Origin of the sequence: Streptomyces sp. NPDC060366 (assembly GCF_042725135.1) — a bacterium.
Classification (GTDB): Bacteria; Actinomycetota; Actinomycetes; order Streptomycetales; family Streptomycetaceae; genus Streptomyces.
Map to the genome: position 1 here is coordinate 322,979 of NZ_JBHXDC010000007.1, position 16,710 is coordinate 339,688.

Consider the following 16,710-nt stretch of genomic DNA (forward strand, 5'->3'; position numbering starts at 1 on the left):
CCTCCTTATGTCCAGCGAACGGTGGACACGGGCACCGTTGCGGCAGAATGGCTGAGCCCTCTGCTTCAGGTGCAGGCCACGAGTGATGGAACGGCGATATGACGAGTGCAGCGCTTGACGACGTGTCCGCCGACCGGGCGGAGCACGGCGCCACCGGTCCCATCGGGGCGGGGCGGGTGCTGGCGTGGCTGTTGGTGGTGACGGGCGCCGCGGGTGTGCTGGCGTCGTGGGTGATCACGATCGACAAGTTCAAGCTGCTGGAGGACCCGAGTTTCACGCCGGGGTGCAGTCTGAACCCGGTGGTCTCGTGCGGGAACATCATGAAGAGCGACCAGGCGTCGGCCTTCGGGTTCCCCAATCCGATGCTGGGTCTGGTGACCTACGCGGTCGTGGTGTGTGTGGGCCTGGGGCTGCTGGCGGGGGCGCGGTACCGGCGGTGGTTCTGGCTCGGGCTGAACGCCGGGATGCTGTTCGGCGTCGGTTTCTGCACCTGGCTCCAGTACCAGTCGCTGTACAACATCAACTCGCTGTGCCTGTGGTGCTGTCTCGCGTGGGTGGCGACGATCGTGATGTTCTCCTACGTCACCACGCACAACGTCACACGCGGGATCATCCCGGCGCCCCGGTGGCTTCGCGGCGCGATGGGCGAGTTCCACTGGGTGCTGCCCGTGCTGTGGATCGGGATCATCGGGATGCTCATCCTGACCCGCTGGTGGGACTTCTGGACGAGCTGACCGCACCGGTTCCGCGCCCATGGCGCCGATCGCCCTGGTCGCACTGTCGGTGGGCTGACATAGGCTTCGGAATGTGGAGCCCGACCTCTTTACCGCAGCGGCCGAAGACCGCCAGGAGAACGACCCGTCCAGCAGCCCCCTCGCTGTACGGATGCGCCCCCGAGTCCTGGACGAGGTCGTCGGCCAGGGGCATCTGCTGAAGCCCGGTTCCCCGATGCGGCGACTGGTCGAGCGGGCCGGGCAGGGCAGGGGACCCGCCGGCCCCTCGTCGGTGCTTCTCTGGGGCCCGCCCGGTACGGGCAAGACGACCCTCGCCTATGTCGTCTCCAAGGCCACCGACGCGCGCTTCGTGGAGCTCTCCGCGATCACCGCGGGCGTCAAGGAGGTCCGCGCCGTCATCGACGGTGCCCGGCGCGCGTCCGGCGGCTTCGGCAAGGAGACCGTCCTGTTCCTGGACGAGATCCACCGCTTCAGCAAGGCCCAGCAGGACTCCCTGCTGCCCGCCGTGGAGAACCGCTGGATCACGCTCATCGCGGCCACCACCGAGAATCCGTACTTCTCGATCATCTCCCCGCTGCTCTCTCGCTCCCTGCTGCTGACGCTGGAGCCGCTCACTGACGACGACCTGCGCGCCCTGCTGCGGCGCGCGCTCACCGAGGAGCGCGGCCTCGGCGGCGCGGTCTCCCTCCCGGACGACTCCGAGGCGCATCTGCTGCGGATCGCCGGGGGCGACGCCCGGCGGGCCCTGACCGCCCTGGAGGCGGCGGCGGGCGCCGCGATCTCCAAGGGCGAGAAGGAGATCAGCCTCGGCACGGTCGAGGAGACGGTCGACCGCGCGGCCGTGAAGTACGACCGCGAGGGCGACCAGCACTACGACGTGGCGAGCGCGCTCATCAAGTCGATCCGGGGCTCGGACGTGGACGCGGCCCTGCACTATCTGGCCCGCATGATCGAGGCGGGCGAGGACCCCCGGTTCATCGCCCGCCGGCTGATGATCTCGGCCAGCGAGGACATCGGCCTGGCGGACCCGACGGCGCTGCCCACCGCCGTCGCCGCGGCCCAGGCCGTGGCGATGATCGGCTTCCCGGAGGCGGCGCTCACCCTGAGCCACGCCACCATCGCGCTGGCACTGGCCCCCAAGTCGAACGCGGCGATGGCCGCGATCTCCGCCGCGCTGGAGGATGTGAAGAAGGGGCTGGCCGGTCCCGTACCGCCGCATCTTCGCGACGGTCACTACAAGGGCGCGGCCAAGCTCGGTCACGCGCAGGGGTACGTCTATCCGCACGACGTGCCGGGCGGTATCGCCGCGCAGCAGTACGCCCCGGAAGAGGTACGGGGCAAGCGGTACTACGAACCGACGCGGTACGGCGCGGAGGCGCGGTACGCGGACGTGGTCGAGAAGGTCCGCGACCGGCTGCGCGGCGACGCCCCCTCCAACTGAGCGGTGCGCGTTCTTCCGATCGTCCCGCAGCCGCTCAGCCGCTCAGCGGCTCGCGGCGTCGAACAGCGCGTGCATGGCGCGGCGCAGTTCGCCCACGTCACGCACCGGCTCGGGGAAGTCGAAGCGGGCGTCGAAGCAGTTGACGCCCGTGAAGCGCACCCGCAGTCCGAAGCGGTCCACACCGACCGGTACGGCCGCCGTCCCGCCGGACCGCTCGCCGAGCAGCGAGCGCAGCGTCCGCACCTCGGCGCTGTGCGCGGCGTGCAAGTGCTGGAGCAGTTCGGCCTCGTGCTCCGACAGCGGGTCCGGTTCGGCCGCGGCGAACTCGTCCGCCTCCACCGGTTCCGCGCCCCACAGGTCGTCCACGAACGCCTCGCCGACCTCCAGCCGCAGCATTGTCCGGCCGGGCTCCGCCCCGTGCGGGAGGCGCGTCAGCCAGCCGGAGACCCAGGCGCGGCCCCGGATACGGTGGGGCACGGAGACGGGTGCGACATCCGTCACCTCCAGCACCGCGGCCAGTTCGTCGGCCTGCGCGTGCGTCGCCGCCCTGACGACGGGGGAGTCGGCCGCGAAGGCCAGCAGCACGTCACCGTCGGTGTCGACGGTGCGCGCGTCCGGCATCAACTGGTCGGGCCGCAGCGCGTCCAGGCCCGGGACGAGCAGCACCGCTGAGCATGTACTCTGTACGAGAGTTCGTGTGCGTTCGGCTGCTGACGGCATCCGGGCGATTTCAAGCCCGCTGGGACGCGGCTGACCATGAGCTGATCGGACCTCCGTCGTATCGATGCCCTGCGCGTCGAGACTGTCTGTGATGCGTGTGGTGTTCCCAGGGCGACGAGACATGCGATCTCCTTTGAGTAAGGTGAGCCTAACCTAACCTACAACGGAGGTCTGGAGAACGTGCCTAACCAGTCGCGTCCCAAGGTCAAGAAGTCACGCGCGCTCGGTATCGCGCTGACGCCGAAGGCCGTGAAGTACTTCGAGGCCCGTCCCTACCCGCCGGGCGAGCACGGCCGCGGCCGCAAGCAGAACAGTGACTACAAGGTCCGTCTGCTCGAGAAGCAGCGTCTGCGTGCCCAGTACGACATCAGCGAGCGCCAGATGGCCCGCGCCTACGACCGCGCCCGCAAGGCCGGCGGCAAGACCGGCGAGGCCCTGGTCGTCGAGCTGGAGCGTCGTCTCGACGCCCTGGTCCTGCGTTCGGGCATCGCCCGCACCATCTACCAGGCCCGTCAGATGGTCGTCCACGGCCACATCGAGGTCAACGGCGGCAAGGTCGACAAGCCGTCGTTCCGCGTCCGTCCCGACGACGTCATCATGGTCCGCGAGCGCAGCCGCGAGAAGGTTCCCTTCCAGGTCGCCCGCGAGGGTGGCTACGACACGGACGGCGAGACCCCGCGCTACCTCCAGGTCAACCTGAAGGCGCTGGCGTTCCGTCTGGACCGCGACCCGCTGCGCAAGGAAATCCCGGTCATCTGCGACGAGCAGCTCGTCGTCGAGTACTACGCCCGCTGATCCAGGCGTAGTTCGCGTCACCGCGATCGACCGCGCTTCAGCCCGCCGCTTCCCCGCCGATCTGGCCGGGGGAGCCGGCGGGCTCTCGCGTTTCCCGGTCCGTCACGCGACCGGTCTCCCGGTCCCGGTCCTGGTCCCGCGCCGTTCCCCCCGTTTCCCGCTCCGTCTCCCGGTCCCGCGTCGGCCCGCGGTCGCCCGGCGGCCGGCTCGCCGGCACGGACGCGGACGACCCGCGCGGCCCGGCCAGCGCCCGCTCGACGGCCGCCGCCTGCGGCAGGGCGCGCCCCTCCGCCACCCGGGCGCCGTACGCCTCCGCCCCCAGCGCCTGCCTCGCCCTCCGTTCGCACTGCTCGTGCGGGGCCCCGAAGGTGGCGGAGCCGAACAGGGGAACCCCGACCGACCGCCAGAGCCGGCCGGCCGCGCCCTGGAGCACCGCGGCCTCCGCCGGGTCCCCCTCGCCCGCCGTCACCAGCGCCATCAGCTCCATCGCCAGCACCAGACCGACCAGGTCGTTGAAGGTGTGGTGGATGGTGATGGCCTCGGCCAGCAGGGCGCGCGCCTCACCGAGCCGGCCGCGCGTCCAGGCCGCGTAGGCGTGGACGTAGAGCGCGTAGGACCGGGCCCAGCGCTCGCCGCTCTCCTCGCAGATCCGCCGCACATCGGCGCACAGCGCCACGGCCGCGTCCAGGTCGCCCAAGAAGACGAGGGACAGGGCGAGTTCCGCCCGGCCCATCAGTACGTTGCTGTTGATCTCGCCCAGCTCGCGGTACGAGCCGAGCGCGGAACGCAGCAGCCGCTCGGCGCGCGGCATGTCGCCGGTGAGGAGCGCGAGACAGCCCAGCCGGTGCACCCCGTAGGCGTGCGCGAGCGCGTTCCCCGTACGGGCGGCCTCTTCCCGGCACTCGTACAGCGCGCCCACCGCGGCCGCGTTGTCGCCCTGGAGGATCGCCACATAGCCCAGCACCCAGAGGGCCTTGAGCCGCGAGTCCTCGTGCCGTGACCCCTCGTGCGACGGCTCGTGGGGTGAGTCGTGGGGCCGGGCGGCCGGCGCGAGGGCCCGGTCCAGCCAGTGCCGTCCCTCGGTGAGCCGTCCGCAGCCCGCCCAGTAGAACCAGAGCGTGCCCGCCAGATACCGGCCCAGATAGGTCTCGCCCTCCGTCTCCAGGCAGAGTTCGATGGCGGCCCGCAGATTGGGCAGCGCGCTGTCGGCGACCGCGGCGATCTCCGCCTGCCGCGGGCTGAACCAGTCCAGTTCGCACCAGGTGGCCAGGCCCATGTACCAGTCACGGTGTCTTCTGCGCATCCGGCCCGTGTCCGCCAGGGCGTCCAGCCACTCGGCGCCGTACGCCCGCACCGTGTCCAGCATCCGGTAGCGCACCCCGGCGGCCGTGTCCTCGCGTACGACCACGGACTGGGCGATCAGCTCGCCGAGTACGTCGAGGACGCTCCCGGCCGGCAGATCGGGGCCGGCGCACACGTATTCGACGGCCTCCAGGTCGAAGTGCCCGACGAAGACGGAGAGCCGCGCCCAGAGCAACCGCTCGGCGGGGGCGCACAGTTCATGGCTCCAGCCGATCGCGGTACGGAGCGTGCGGTGGCGCGGCAGTTCGCCGCGCGAGCCCTCGGTGAGCAGGTGGAAGCGGTCGTCGATCCGGCGCAGGATCTGCTCGATGGACAGGGCGCGCAGCCGGGCGGCGGCCAGTTCGAGCGCGAGCGGGATGCCGTCGAGGCGGCGGCACAACTCCCGTACGGTGTCGCCGTGTTCGCTCAGCGAGCAGCCTCCGGCCAGTACGTCGGCGGCCCGGTCGGCGAAGAGCCGCGCCGCGTCGGTCTCGTCCATCGGGGCCAGCTGGAAGGCGCGTTCGCCCTCCAGCCGGAGCGGCCGGCGGCCGGCCGCCAGCACCTGGAGGCCGGGGCAGCGGCGCAGCAGGTCCCGGACCAGCTCGGCGCAGGGGTCGACGAGCTGCTCGAAACCGTCCAGCACCAGCAGGAGGCGGCGGTCGGCGAGATGGGTGCGCAGCACCTCACGGGCCGACCGGCCGCTGTGGTCGGTGACGCGCAGCGCGTCGAGGAGCGCGTGGTCGAGCAGTCCGGGGTCGCGGATCGAGGAGAGTTCGGCGAGCCGGACACCGTCGCAGTAGCGTTTCTCCAGATCCTCCGGACCCAGGGTCGACAACGCTTGCCCGGCCGCGTGCACGGCCAGCCGTGTCTTGCCGACACCGCCCACCCCCACCAGGGTGATCAGCCTGAATTCGGCGAGAAGGCGTGTCAGCTCGGCCAGTTCGTCGGCACGGCCCACGAACCGGTTCAGCTCCGCGGGGAGATTGCCGGGGACAGGTCGCATGGGACACGCACAGTACTCACACGGACGCACTGCGTACAATCCGCTGCCGCGACTCCCCCTCCGTACCCCCGTGGATGGGGTAGGGTCCGCGACCGCGTCAAACCGGTACGGGGAGTCACTCCAGGCGCGATAGGGTCGAGGGAGGACTTTCTCAGGTCGCCCGGATCCGTCGGATCCGAGCCGGCCGACCAACGACGCAGAGAGCGGTGCAGCGTGACCGGTGGAGAGGTTGCCGGGATCCTGGTGGCCGTCTTCTGGGCGGTTCTGGTCACCCTCCTCGCCGTGGTGCTCGTGAGGCTGGCCCAGACGCTCAAGGCGACCACCAAACTCGTGGCGGACGTGACCGAACAGGCCGTACCGCTGCTGGCCGACGCGTCGGCGACGGTACGCGCGGCGCAGAACCAGCTCGACCGGGTCGACGCCATCGCGACGGACGTCCAGGAGGTCACCTCCAACGCGTCGGCGCTCTCCACCACCGTGGCGTCGACCTTCGGCGGACCCCTCGTCAAGGTCGCGGCGTTCGGCTACGGGGTACGGCGGGCGATGAGCCGCAAGGCGCCGGCCGAGCCGGCGCGCGCCGACCGTGAGGCACCGGCGCCGGCACCGGCGCCGGCACCGGCCGCGCGCGGACGCCGCACCGTCATCGTGGGCAGGACCGTTCCGGCCGCCCGACGCAGCAGGAAGCAGAAGGGCTGAGGCCGATGTTCCGCCGTACGTTCTGGTTCACCGCGGGCGCGGCGGCCGGCGTGTGGGCCACCACCAAGGTCCACACCAAGCTCCGGCAGCTGACGCCCGAGAGCCTCGCCGCGCAGGCCGCCAACAAGGCGGTCGACGCCGGACACCGGCTCAAGGACTTCGCACTCGACGTCCGGGCGGGCATGGCCCAGCGCGAGTCCGAACTCGGCGAGGTGCTGGGGCTCGACGCACCCGCCGACCCCGAACTCGCCGCGAGCCGCCGCCTCGCAGTCGAGGCTCGCGCACAACGCCGGTCCGACGAGCACCGGTACGACCAAGACCACAGCGACAGATTCAACTCGCGCACACCGCACAACCGGAATGAGGACCACTGATGGAGTCGGCTGAAATCCGCCGCCGCTGGCTGAGCTTCTTCGAGGAGCGCGGGCACACCGTCGTCCCTTCGGCGTCGCTCATCGCGGACGACCCGACTCTGCTCCTGGTCCCCGCGGGCATGGTGCCCTTCAAGCCGTACTTCCTCGGCGAGGCCAAGCCGCCGGCCCCACGCCTGACCAGCGTCCAGAAGTGCGTCCGTACGCCGGACATCGAAGAGGTCGGCAAGACCACCCGGCACGGCACGTTCTTCCAGATGTGCGGCAACTTCTCCTTCGGTGACTACTTCAAGGAAGGCGTCATCCCGCTCGCCTGGGAGCTGCTGACCAGCTCCGTGGCGGACGGCGGCTACGGCCTGGACCCGGAGAAGCTGTGGGTCACGGTCTACCTGGACGACGACGAGGCCGCCGACATCTGGACCGAGAAGGTCGGTTTCCCCGCCGAGCGGCTCCAGCGGCTGGGTATGAAGGAGAACTACTGGTCCATGGGCGTGCCCGGCCCCTGCGGACCCTGTTCGGAGATCTTCTACGACCGCGGCCCCGAGTTCGGCGAAGCCGGCGGCCCGGCCGTCAACGACGAGCGCTACGTGGAGATCTGGAACCTGGTCTTCATGCAGTACGAGCGCGGCGAGGGAGAGGGCAAGGAGAACTTCCCGATCCTGGGCGACCTCCCCTCCAAGAACATCGACACCGGCCTCGGCCTCGAACGTCTCGCCATGGTCCTCCAGGGCGTCCACAACATGTTCGAGATCGACACGTCGATGGCCGTCATCGACAAGGCCACCGAACTGACCGGTGTCCGCTACGGCGCCGATGCGGCCTCGGACGTCTCTCTGCGCGTCGTCACCGACCACATGCGCACCTCCGTGATGCTCATCGGCGACGGGGTCACCCCCGGCAACGAGGGCCGCGGCTACGTCCTGCGCCGCATCCTGCGCCGCGCCGTACGCAACATGCGGCTCCTCGGCGCCACCGGACCGGTCGTCGCGGACCTGCTCGACGTGGTCATCGGGTCCATGGGCGAGCAGTACCCCGAGCTGATCACCGACCGCAAGCGCATCGAGACCGTCGCCCTCGCCGAGGAAGCCGCCTTCCTCAAGGCCATCAAGGGCGGCACCAACATCCTCGACACCGCCGTCACCGAGACCAAGGCCGGCGGAGGCTCGGTCCTGGCCGGCGAGAAGGCGTTCCTGCTCCACGACACCTGGGGCTTCCCGATCGACCTCACCCTCGAAATGGCCGCCGAACAGGGCCTGTCCGTGGACGAGGACGGTTTCCGCCGGCTCATGAAGGAGCAGCGGGACCGGGCCAAGGCCGACGCCAAGGCCAAGAAGACCGGCCACGCCGACCTCTCCGCCTATCGCGAGGTCGCCGACACCTCCGGCTCCACCGAGTTCACCGGTTACACCGGCACCGAGGGCGAGTCGCGGATCGTCGGTCTGCTCGTCGACGGCGTGCCGTCGCCCGCCGCCACCGAGGGGGACGAGGTCGAGGTCGTGCTCGACCGCACCCCGTTCTACGCCGAGGGCGGCGGCCAGCTCGCCGACCAGGGCCGGATCAAGCTCGACACCGGCGCCGTCATCCAGGTGCGCGACGTCCAGCAGCCGGTCCCCGGCGTCTCCGTGCACAAGGGGTCCGTGCAGGTCGGCGAGGTCACGGTGGGCTCCGCCGCGTTCGCCGCCATCGACACCCGGCGCCGGCGCGCCATCGCGCGCGCCCACAGCGCCACCCATCTGACGCACCAGGCGCTGCGCGACGCCCTCGGTCCGACGGCCGCCCAGGCGGGTTCCGAGAACTCGCCGGGCCGCTTCCGCTTCGACTTCGGCTCGCCCGCCGCCGTACCCGGCACGGTCCTCACCGACGTCGAGCAGAAGATCAACGAAGTCCTCGCCCGTGAACTCGACGTCCAGGCCGAGGTCATGTCGATCGACGACGCCAAGAAGCAGGGCGCCATCGCCGAGTTCGGCGAGAAGTACGGCGAGCGGGTCCGGGTCGTCACCATCGGCGACTTCTCCAAGGAGTTGTGCGGCGGCACGCACGTGCGCAACACCGCCCAGCTGGGTCTGGTGAAGCTGCTCGGCGAATCCTCGATCGGCTCCGGCGTGCGCCGTATCGAGGCGCTGGTGGGCGTGGACGCGTACAACTTCCTGGCCAGGGAGCACACGGTCGTCGCCCAGCTCCAGGAGCTGGTGAAGGGCCGCTCCGAGGAGCTGCCGGAGAAGATCGCCGGCATGCTCGCCAAGCTGAAGGACGCCGAGAAGGAGATCGAGAAGTTCCGCGCGGAGAAGGTGCTGGCCGCCGCCGCCGGACTGGTCGAGGGCGCCAAGGACGTACGGGGCACGGCCCTGGTCACCGGCCAGGTGCCGGACGGCACGTCGGCCGACGACCTGCGCAGGCTGGTGCTCGACGTGCGCGGGCGGATCGCCGGGGACCGGCCGGCCGTCGTCGCGCTGTTCACGACGGTGGGCGGTCGCCCGCTGACGGTGATCGCCACCAACGAGGCCGCCCGTGAGCGCGGGCTCAAGGCCGGCGAGCTGGTGCGCGCCGCCGCCAAGACCCTTGGTGGCGGAGGCGGCGGCAAGCCGGACGTCGCCCAGGGCGGCGGTCAGAACCCGCAGGCAATCGGGGACGCCGTGGCCGCCGTCGAGCGCCTTGTCGCCGAGACGGCCTGAGGACGTGGCCGGGGACGTGAAGTCGACGTGACGGCGCTCGTGCGCCGGGGCCGCAGACTGGCCGTGGACGTCGGGGACGCCCGGATCGGGGTCGCCTCGTGCGACCCCGACGGGGTCCTCGCGACGCCGGTGGAGACCGTGCCGGGACGTGATGTCCCGGCCGCCCACAGACGGCTCGTACAGCTGGTGGAGGAGTACGAGCCGATCGAGGTGGTGGTCGGCCTGCCGCGCTCGCTCAGCGGCGGCGAGGGCCCGGCGGCGGTCAAGGTTCGGGCGTTCGCGGAGGAAGTGGCACGTCGTATCGCGCCTGTTCCGGTGCGTCTCGTGGATGAGAGAATGACCACGGTGACCGCCGGCCAGGGGCTGCGCGCCTCGGGTGTGAAGGCCAAGAAGGGCAGGTCCGTCATCGATCAGGTGGCGGCCGTCATCATCCTGCAGAACGCGCTGGAGTCGGAGCGGGCATCGGGTGCACCGCCCGGTGAGGGTGTGCGGGTTCAGACCTGAAACGCCTGATCGGGCGAAACCGGAACGTACTTACGTTTATCGGTCTGCGCGGATGAAGGTCGTCTGATCGCGATACGGTAACGTTCCGCGCGATGCGGCGGGGATTCGAACAACTGCCGCACAAAGAGAGGCGTTACGGACACCGGGCCATCCGCGCCCGGCACCGGCCGCCTCGCGGCTCTAGGGGATCGATGACTGACTATGGCCGGGGTCGAGGCCCTGAACCGTGGCACCCCGAGGATCCCCTTTACGGGGACCAGGGATGGGGGGCGCAGCAGGCCGCCGACGGCCAGGCTCCCTACGACGCCCGGGCTCAGCCTCAGCAGCCCCACCCGCAGCAGCAACAACACCCTCAGCAGCAGTACGACCCCCAGTACCAGTACGACGGTGGTGGCTGGGACACGGGCCAGCAGCAGTACGCGCAGCAGCAGCAACACCAGCAGCAGTACGACCCCCAGTACGACGGCGGTGGCTGGGACACCGGTCAGCAGCAGTACGTCCAGCAGCAACAGCAGCCGCAACATCCGCAGCACCAGCAACAGCAGCACCCTCAGCAGCAGTACGACCCCCAGCAGCAGCCCCAGTACCCGCAGCAGCAGTACAACGACCCGCAGTACGGCGGCCAACCCCAGTACTCCGGTGAGCAGCCCAACAACCCCCAGTACGACGGCGGTTGGGACACCGGCCAGCAGGGTGCCATGCCGTACGGCGAGAACCGGGGCGACCCCTACGCGGGCGGGCAGGGCCCCGGCCACGGCGGCGAGAGCCCCGACCCGTACGGCGCGTCCGAGGCGTACCCGCCGCAGGGCCCCCCGGTCCGCCGCCGGCAGGAGCCCCCGCCGCCCCCGCCCCAGCCGGAGAACGACTGGGACGGTCCGCAGCCCGAGGAGACGCACCCGTTCTTCACCGGCGCGGACCACGACGGCGGGCGTGACGACGACCGGCCCCGTCTCCTCGACGACCGGGACGAGCGGGACGACGACCCCGAGTACGACGACGAGGGCGGCGGCCGGCGCGGCGGCGGCGGCCGTGACCGCCGCGGCAAGTCGAAGAAGAAGCGCCGCGGTGGCGGCGCCTGCCTCGTGGCCTCCCTCGTCCTGGTCGCCGGTGTGGCCGGCGGCGGGTACTACGCCTACCAGTTCTGGCAGGAACGCTTCGGCCCGCCCGCCGACTTCTCGGGCGCCGGTACGGGCATCGTCCAGGTCGAGATCCCGCAGGGCGCGGGCCTCGCCGAAATGGGCGGCCTTCTCAAGAAGAGCGGCGTGGTCAAGAGCGCCCAGGCATTCATCGACGCGGCGGGTGAGCACCCCAAGGGCAAAGCAATTCAGCCCGGTCTCTATCCGATGAAGAAAGAGATGTCGGCCAAGGCCGCGGTCGATCTCATGACCAACCCGGCCAATCTGAATTCGCTGACCATCGCCGAGGGCGTTCGTGCCGTCACGGTGTACGAGTTCATCGACACGAAGCTCAAGCTCGACCCCGGCACCACCGCGGACGTGGCCAAGGCCGAAGCGGACAATCTCGGCCTGCCGGACTGGGCCGACGACGACAAGAACATAAAAGACCCGCTCGAAGGATTCCTCTACCCCGCGCGTTACGAGATCGGTGAGAAGACCAAGCCGGAGGACATCCTCAAGCAGATGGTCGCGCGCTCCAACCAGGAGTACAAGAAGTACGACCTGGAAGGATCGGCCGAGGAGCTCGGTCTCGACTCGCCGCTCGACGTCGTCACCGTCGCCAGCCTGGTGCAGGCCGAGGGAATCACCCACGACGACTTCAAGAAGATGGCGTCCGTCGTCTTCAACCGGCTCAAGCCGACGAACACGGTCACCAATCAGAAGCTCGAATTCGACTCGGCGTTCAATTACCTGAAGAACGAGTCCGAGATCGATATCTCCACCTCGGAGATCAGGAACAACCCCGACCCGTACAACACGTACTTCCACAAGGGTCTTCCGCCGGGTCCGATCGGAAATCCGGGCGCCGACGCGCTGAAGGCCACGAAGGCGCCGGACGCGGGTGCCTGGATGTTCTTCATCTCCATCGACGGCAAGACCACCGAATTCACCAAGACCCTGGCCGAGCACGAGAAGCTGGTCAAGGAATTCAACGAACGACGGAAGAATGCGAACGACTAGCACCACCGGACGCAGGGCGGCCGTCCTCGGATCGCCCATCGCGCACTCGCTCTCCCCGGTACTGCACCGGGCCGCGTACGCGGAACTGGGCCTCACCGACTGGTCGTACGACCGCTTCGAAGTGGCCGAGGCACAGCTCCCGGCCTTTCTGGGCGGCCTCGACCCGTCCTGGGCCGGTCTCTCCCTGACCATGCCGCTGAAGCGCGCCGTCATTCCGCTGCTCGACGCCGTCAGCGGGACGGCGGCATCGGTGGAGGCCGTCAACACCGTCGTCATCGACGGCGACGGCCGCCGCACGGGCGACAACACCGACATCCCCGGCATGCTCGCCGCCCTGCGCGAGCGCGGCGTCACCGCGGTGGAGTCGGCGGCCGTCCTCGGCGCCGGCGCGACCGCGTCGTCCGCGCTCGCCGCGCTCTCCCAGCTCTGTACGGGCCCGGTCACCGCCTACGTACGCAGTGAGGCCCGCGCCGACGAGATGCGCGGCTGGGGGACACGGCTCGGTGTCGACGTCCGCACCGCCGACTGGTCGGAGGCGGCCGACGCGCTCACCGCGCCACTGGTGATCGCGACGACCCCCGCCGGAGCGACCGACGCGCTGGCGCAGCGGATCCCCGGCCGCCCCGGAACCCTCTTCGACGTGCTGTACGACCCCTGGCCCACCGCACTCGCCGCGGCATGGTCCGCACAGGGCGGTCCCGTCGTCGGCGGCCTCGACCTGCTCGTGCACCAGGCCGTCCTCCAGGTCGAGCTGATGACCGGCCGGGCACCCGCGCCGCTCGCCGTGATGCGCAAGGCCGGCGAACAGGCACTCGGGGCTCACCGGAGCTGACGGCTCGCCCACCTATCCGCCGGCTGGACGAGTCACGGATCGGGGGGCCGGTCATGGCAGGATCGAGGACCTGAGGATGCGTACCGGATTCGTACCGTCGAAGCTGTCGAAGTTACCGAGGAGCACCGTTGAGCAGGTTGCGCTGGCTGACCGCGGGGGAGTCGCACGGCCCCGCACTCGTCGCGACTCTGGAGGGCCTTCCCGCAGGTGTGCCGATCACCACGGAGATCGTCGGCGATCATCTCGCCCGGCGGCGCCTGGGCTACGGACGTGGCGCACGCATGAAGTTCGAGCGCGACGAGGTCACCTTCCTCGGCGGCGTACGGCACGGCCTGACCATGGGATCGCCGGTCGCGATCATGATCGGCAACACCGAGTGGCCCAAATGGGAACAGGTCATGGCGGCCGACCCGGTCGACCCCGAGGTGCTCGCCGGTCTCGCCCGTAACGAGCCCCTGACCCGCCCGCGCCCCGGTCACGCCGATCTCGCGGGCATGCAGAAGTACGGCGCGTCCGAGGCCCGGCCCATCCTGGAGCGTGCCAGCGCCCGGGAGACCGCGGCCCGGGTCGCGCTCGGCGCGGTCGCGCGGTCGTACTTGAAGGAGACCGCCGGGATCGAGATCGTGTCGCACGTCGTCGAACTGGCCGCCGCCAAGGCCCCGTACGGCGTCTACCCGACCCCCGGCGACGTCGAGCGGCTCGACGCCGACCCCGTGCGCTGCCTCGACCCCGAGGCGAGCGACGCGATGGTCGCCGAGATCGACCAGGCCCACAAGGACGGCGACACCCTCGGCGGTGTGGTCGAGGTGCTCGCGTACGGAGTGCCCGTCGGACTCGGCTCGCACGTCCACTGGGACCGCAGGCTCGACGCCCGCCTCGCCGCCGCCCTCATGGGCATCCAGGCCATCAAGGGCGTCGAGGTCGGCGACGGCTTCGACCTCGCCCGCGTGCCCGGCTCCCGGGCGCACGACGAGATCATGGTCACCGACCAGGGCATCAGGCGCGCCTCGGGCCACTCCGGCGGTACCGAAGGCGGTCTGACGACGGGTGAACTGCTGCGCGTACGGGCCGCGATGAAGCCCATCGCGACCGTGCCCCGCGCGCTCGCCACCGTCGACGTCGCCACCGGTGAGCCCGCCAAGGCGCACCACCAGCGCTCAGACGTCTGCGCGGTGCCCGCAGCGGGCATCGTCGCGGAGGCCATGGTCGCGCTGACCCTCGCCGACGCCGTGGCCGAGAAGTTCGGCGGCGACAGCGTTCCCGAGACCCGGCGCAACGTCGAGTCCTACCTGAAGAACCTGGTGGTCCGATGAGCGGCCCGCTGATCGTCCTGGTCGGCCCCATGGGGGTCGGCAAGACCACCGTCGGCGCGCTGCTCGCCGAACGGCTCGGCACCGGCTACCGGGACACCGACGCGGACATCGTCGCCGCGGAGGGCCGGGAGATCTCGGACATCTTCTTCGACGACGGCGAACAGCACTTCCGCGACCTGGAGCGGGCCGCCGTACGGAGCGCGCTCGCCGAACACCCCGGCGTCCTCGCGCTCGGCGGCGGCGCGATCCTCGACAAGGACACCCGCGAACTGCTCGCCGGGCTCCCCGTCGTCTATCTCTCCATGGAGGCGAACGAGGCGGTGCGGCGCACCGGGCTCGGCCTGGCCCGTCCGCTGCTCGCCATCAACCCCCGCCAGCAGTGGAAGCAGTTGATGGAGGAGCGCCGCGCCCTCTACACGGAGGTCGCGCGCGCGGTCGTCCCGACCGACGAGCGGGCGCCCGAGGTAGTCGCCGAAGCCGTCATCGAGGCGCTGGAACTGGGCACGGCGGCCGTTCCCGGCGCGGATCCGTCCGCCACCCCCGGCAAGGAGAACCAGGCATGACGACGGACCAGGACCAGCAGGTCACCCGGATCCAGGTCGGCGGCACCGCGGGCCACGACCCGTACGAGGTGCTGATCGGGCGGCGGTTGCTGGGCGAGCTGCCCGTACTCGTCGGCCCCCGGGCCAAGCGCGTCGCCGTGCTGCACCCGGAGGCGCTCGCCGAGACCGGTGAGACCCTGCGCCAGGACCTGGCGGACCAGGGGTACGAGGCGGTCGCCATCCAGCTCCCGAACGCGGAGGAGGCCAAGACCGTCGAGGTCGCGGCCTACTGCTGGAAGGCGCTCGGCCAGACCGGCTTCACCCGCAGCGACGTCATCGTCGGCGTCGGCGGCGGCGCCACGACGGATGTCGCGGGCTTCGTCGCCGCGACCTGGCTGCGCGGGGTGCGGTGGATCGCCGTACCGACGACCGTCCTCGGCATGGTCGACGCGGCGATCGGCGGCAAGACCGGCATCAACACCGCCGAGGGCAAGAACCTCGTCGGCGCCTTCCACCCGCCCGCCGGAGTCCTCTGCGACCTCGCGGCGCTGGACTCGCTGCCCGTGCACGACTACGTGAGCGGCATGGCCGAGATCATCAAGGCCGGATTCATCGCCGATCCGGCCATTCTCGATCTGGTGGAGGCCGACCCCGAAGGCGCGCGTACCCCCGCCGGACCGCACACCGCCGAGCTGATCGAGCGCTCCATCCGGGTCAAGGCCGAGGTCGTGTCCAACGACCTCAAGGAGTCCGGCGTACGCGAGATCCTCAACTACGGCCACACACTCGCCCACGCCATCGAGAAGAACGAACGCTACAAATGGCGGCACGGCGCGGCCGTCTCCATCGGCATGGTCTTCGCCGCCGAACTGGGCCGGCTCGCGGGCCGGCTCGACGATGCCACCGCCGACCGGCACAGCGAGGTCCTCAAGTCCGTCGGACTGCCGCTGACCTACCGCGGCGACCAGTGGCCCAAGCTGCTCGAAACCATGAAGGTCGACAAGAAGTCCCGCGGTGACCTGCTGCGTTTCATCGTCCTCGACGGCCTGGCCAAGCCGACCGTACTGGAGGGACCGGACCCGGCGGTGCTGCTCGCCGCGTACGGGGAGGTGTCCGAGTGACCCGTCAGGTCCTGGTGCTCAACGGCCCCAACCTGGGCCGCCTCGGCTCGCGCGAACCGGACGTCTACGGCTCCGTCTCGTACGCCGGACTTGTGGAGACCTGCCAGTCGACCGGCAAGGAACTGGGCCTGGACGTCGATGTGCGCGAGACGAACGACGAGGGCGAGCTGATCCGCTGGCTGCACGAGGCGGCCGACGGATCGATCCCCGTCGTGCTCAACCCCGGGGCCTTCACGCACTATTCGTACGGAATGCGGGACGCGGCCGCGCAGCGCACCGCCCCACTGATCGAGGTGCACATCTCGAACCCGTACACACGTGAGGAATTCCGCCACACGTCGGTCGTCGCGGCAGTCGCCAGTGGCACGATCGCGGGGTTCGGCATCGGCTCGTACCGACTGGCGCTGCGCGCCGTCGCCGAGGAACTGGACGGCTGACGGCGGCTGACGGGAAAGCCCGAACGGGCGGCCGGGCACTCGGGGCGGGC

General features: G+C 70.7%; 15 protein-coding genes. 13 read left to right on the plus strand and 2 right to left on the minus strand.

Going from position 1 to position 16,710, the window contains the following annotated elements:
• Positions 1-98: 98 nt before the first annotated feature.
• Both ACFWHU_RS20125 and ACFWHU_RS20130 read left to right on the plus strand, forming a co-directional pair.
• Positions 99-734 (plus strand): vitamin K epoxide reductase family protein, encoded by a 636-nt coding sequence (locus ACFWHU_RS20125; RefSeq protein WP_078078313.1) that lies wholly within the window; start codon positions 99-101, stop codon positions 732-734.
• Positions 735-807: 73 nt separating this feature from the next.
• On the plus strand, positions 808-2,175 hold the full coding sequence (locus ACFWHU_RS20130; RefSeq protein WP_387226028.1) for a replication-associated recombination protein A: 1,368 nt from the start codon (positions 808-810) through the stop codon (positions 2,173-2,175).
• A 42-nt stretch (positions 2,176-2,217) separates the two neighbouring features.
• Here the strand turns inward: ACFWHU_RS20130 and ACFWHU_RS20135 are convergent, their stop codons facing one another.
• Positions 2,218-2,895, minus strand: a complete 678-nt coding sequence (locus ACFWHU_RS20135) for a DUF2470 domain-containing protein (RefSeq protein ID WP_387226031.1) — start codon at positions 2,893-2,895, stop codon at positions 2,218-2,220.
• Positions 2,896-3,075: 180 nt separating this feature from the next.
• Here ACFWHU_RS20135 and rpsD point away from each other — a divergent pair, with 180 nt between their 5' ends.
• Positions 3,076-3,690 carry a 30S ribosomal protein S4 gene (gene rpsD / locus ACFWHU_RS20140; protein WP_023542962.1) on the plus strand — a complete coding sequence of 205 codons (615 nt, stop codon included), beginning with the start codon at positions 3,076-3,078 and terminating at the stop codon, positions 3,688-3,690.
• A 37-nt stretch (positions 3,691-3,727) separates the two neighbouring features.
• Here rpsD and ACFWHU_RS20145 read toward each other — a convergent pair whose 3' ends face one another.
• A complete protein-coding gene (locus ACFWHU_RS20145; RefSeq protein WP_387226033.1) occupies positions 3,728-6,034 on the minus strand; it encodes an ATP-binding protein in 2,307 nt (768 codons plus the stop codon).
• 213 nt (positions 6,035-6,247) lie between these two features.
• Between ACFWHU_RS20145 and ACFWHU_RS20150 the strand changes: the two genes are divergently transcribed.
• From ACFWHU_RS20150 to aroQ, 10 genes are all read left to right on the plus strand, one after another.
• The gene (locus ACFWHU_RS20150) at positions 6,248-6,730 is read left to right on the plus strand and encodes a DUF948 domain-containing protein (RefSeq protein WP_387226035.1); all 483 of its coding nucleotides are present in this window, start codon (positions 6,248-6,250) and stop codon (positions 6,728-6,730) included.
• A 5-nt stretch (positions 6,731-6,735) separates the two neighbouring features.
• A complete protein-coding gene (locus ACFWHU_RS20155; protein WP_385801461.1) occupies positions 6,736-7,104 on the plus strand; it encodes a DUF6167 family protein in 369 nt (122 codons plus the stop codon).
• On the plus strand, positions 7,104-9,773 hold the full coding sequence (gene alaS, locus ACFWHU_RS20160) for an alanine--tRNA ligase (RefSeq protein WP_385801459.1): 2,670 nt from the start codon (positions 7,104-7,106) through the stop codon (positions 9,771-9,773). Before ACFWHU_RS20155 ends, alaS begins: the two co-directional genes overlap by 1 nt.
• A 27-nt stretch (positions 9,774-9,800) precedes the next feature.
• Positions 9,801-10,277: a Holliday junction resolvase RuvX gene (gene ruvX, locus ACFWHU_RS20165; protein ID WP_385801457.1), complete on the plus strand. Its 477-nt coding sequence runs from the start codon at positions 9,801-9,803 to the stop codon at positions 10,275-10,277.
• A gap of 191 nt (positions 10,278-10,468) precedes the next feature.
• Entirely contained in the window at positions 10,469-12,415 is a 1,947-nt protein-coding gene (mltG, locus tag ACFWHU_RS20170) for an endolytic transglycosylase MltG (protein WP_387226038.1), read from the plus strand.
• Positions 12,402-13,247 carry a shikimate dehydrogenase gene (locus tag ACFWHU_RS20175; RefSeq protein WP_387226041.1) on the plus strand — a complete coding sequence of 282 codons (846 nt, stop codon included), beginning with the start codon at positions 12,402-12,404 and terminating at the stop codon, positions 13,245-13,247. Before mltG ends, ACFWHU_RS20175 begins: the two co-directional genes overlap by 14 nt.
• A 128-nt stretch (positions 13,248-13,375) precedes the next feature.
• Complete coding sequence (aroC, locus tag ACFWHU_RS20180; protein WP_385801451.1) at positions 13,376-14,560, plus strand: chorismate synthase; 1,185 nt, start codon at positions 13,376-13,378, stop codon at positions 14,558-14,560.
• Positions 14,557-15,123: a shikimate kinase gene (locus ACFWHU_RS20185; protein WP_387226043.1), complete on the plus strand. Its 567-nt coding sequence runs from the start codon at positions 14,557-14,559 to the stop codon at positions 15,121-15,123. Before aroC ends, ACFWHU_RS20185 begins: the two co-directional genes overlap by 4 nt.
• The gene (gene aroB, locus ACFWHU_RS20190; protein WP_385801447.1) at positions 15,120-16,223 is read left to right on the plus strand and encodes a 3-dehydroquinate synthase; all 1,104 of its coding nucleotides are present in this window, start codon (positions 15,120-15,122) and stop codon (positions 16,221-16,223) included. The genes ACFWHU_RS20185 and aroB overlap by 4 nt, the downstream gene beginning before the upstream one ends.
• On the plus strand, positions 16,220-16,660 hold the full coding sequence (aroQ, locus tag ACFWHU_RS20195; RefSeq protein WP_387226046.1) for a type II 3-dehydroquinate dehydratase: 441 nt from the start codon (positions 16,220-16,222) through the stop codon (positions 16,658-16,660). The genes aroB and aroQ overlap by 4 nt, the downstream gene beginning before the upstream one ends.
• The last annotated feature ends 50 nt before the right edge of the window (positions 16,661-16,710 follow it).

Coding starts and splice junctions, on each gene's coding strand:
- ACFWHU_RS20125 (WP_078078313.1), top strand. CDS start 99: ATGACGAGTGCAGCGCTTGACGACGTGTCCGCCGACCGGGCGGAGCAC.
- ACFWHU_RS20135 (WP_387226031.1), bottom strand. CDS start 2,895: ATGCCGTCAGCAGCCGAACGCACACGAACTCTCGTACAGAGTACATGC.
- ACFWHU_RS20145 (WP_387226033.1), bottom strand. CDS start 6,034: ATGCGACCTGTCCCCGGCAATCTCCCCGCGGAGCTGAACCGGTTCGTG.
- ACFWHU_RS20155 (WP_385801461.1), top strand. CDS start 6,736: ATGTTCCGCCGTACGTTCTGGTTCACCGCGGGCGCGGCGGCCGGCGTG.
- alaS (WP_385801459.1), top strand. CDS start 7,104: ATGGAGTCGGCTGAAATCCGCCGCCGCTGGCTGAGCTTCTTCGAGGAG.
- mltG (WP_387226038.1), top strand. CDS start 10,469: ATGACTGACTATGGCCGGGGTCGAGGCCCTGAACCGTGGCACCCCGAG.
- ACFWHU_RS20175 (WP_387226041.1), top strand. CDS start 12,402: ATGCGAACGACTAGCACCACCGGACGCAGGGCGGCCGTCCTCGGATCG.
- ACFWHU_RS20185 (WP_387226043.1), top strand. CDS start 14,557: ATGAGCGGCCCGCTGATCGTCCTGGTCGGCCCCATGGGGGTCGGCAAG.
- aroB (WP_385801447.1), top strand. CDS start 15,120: ATGACGACGGACCAGGACCAGCAGGTCACCCGGATCCAGGTCGGCGGC.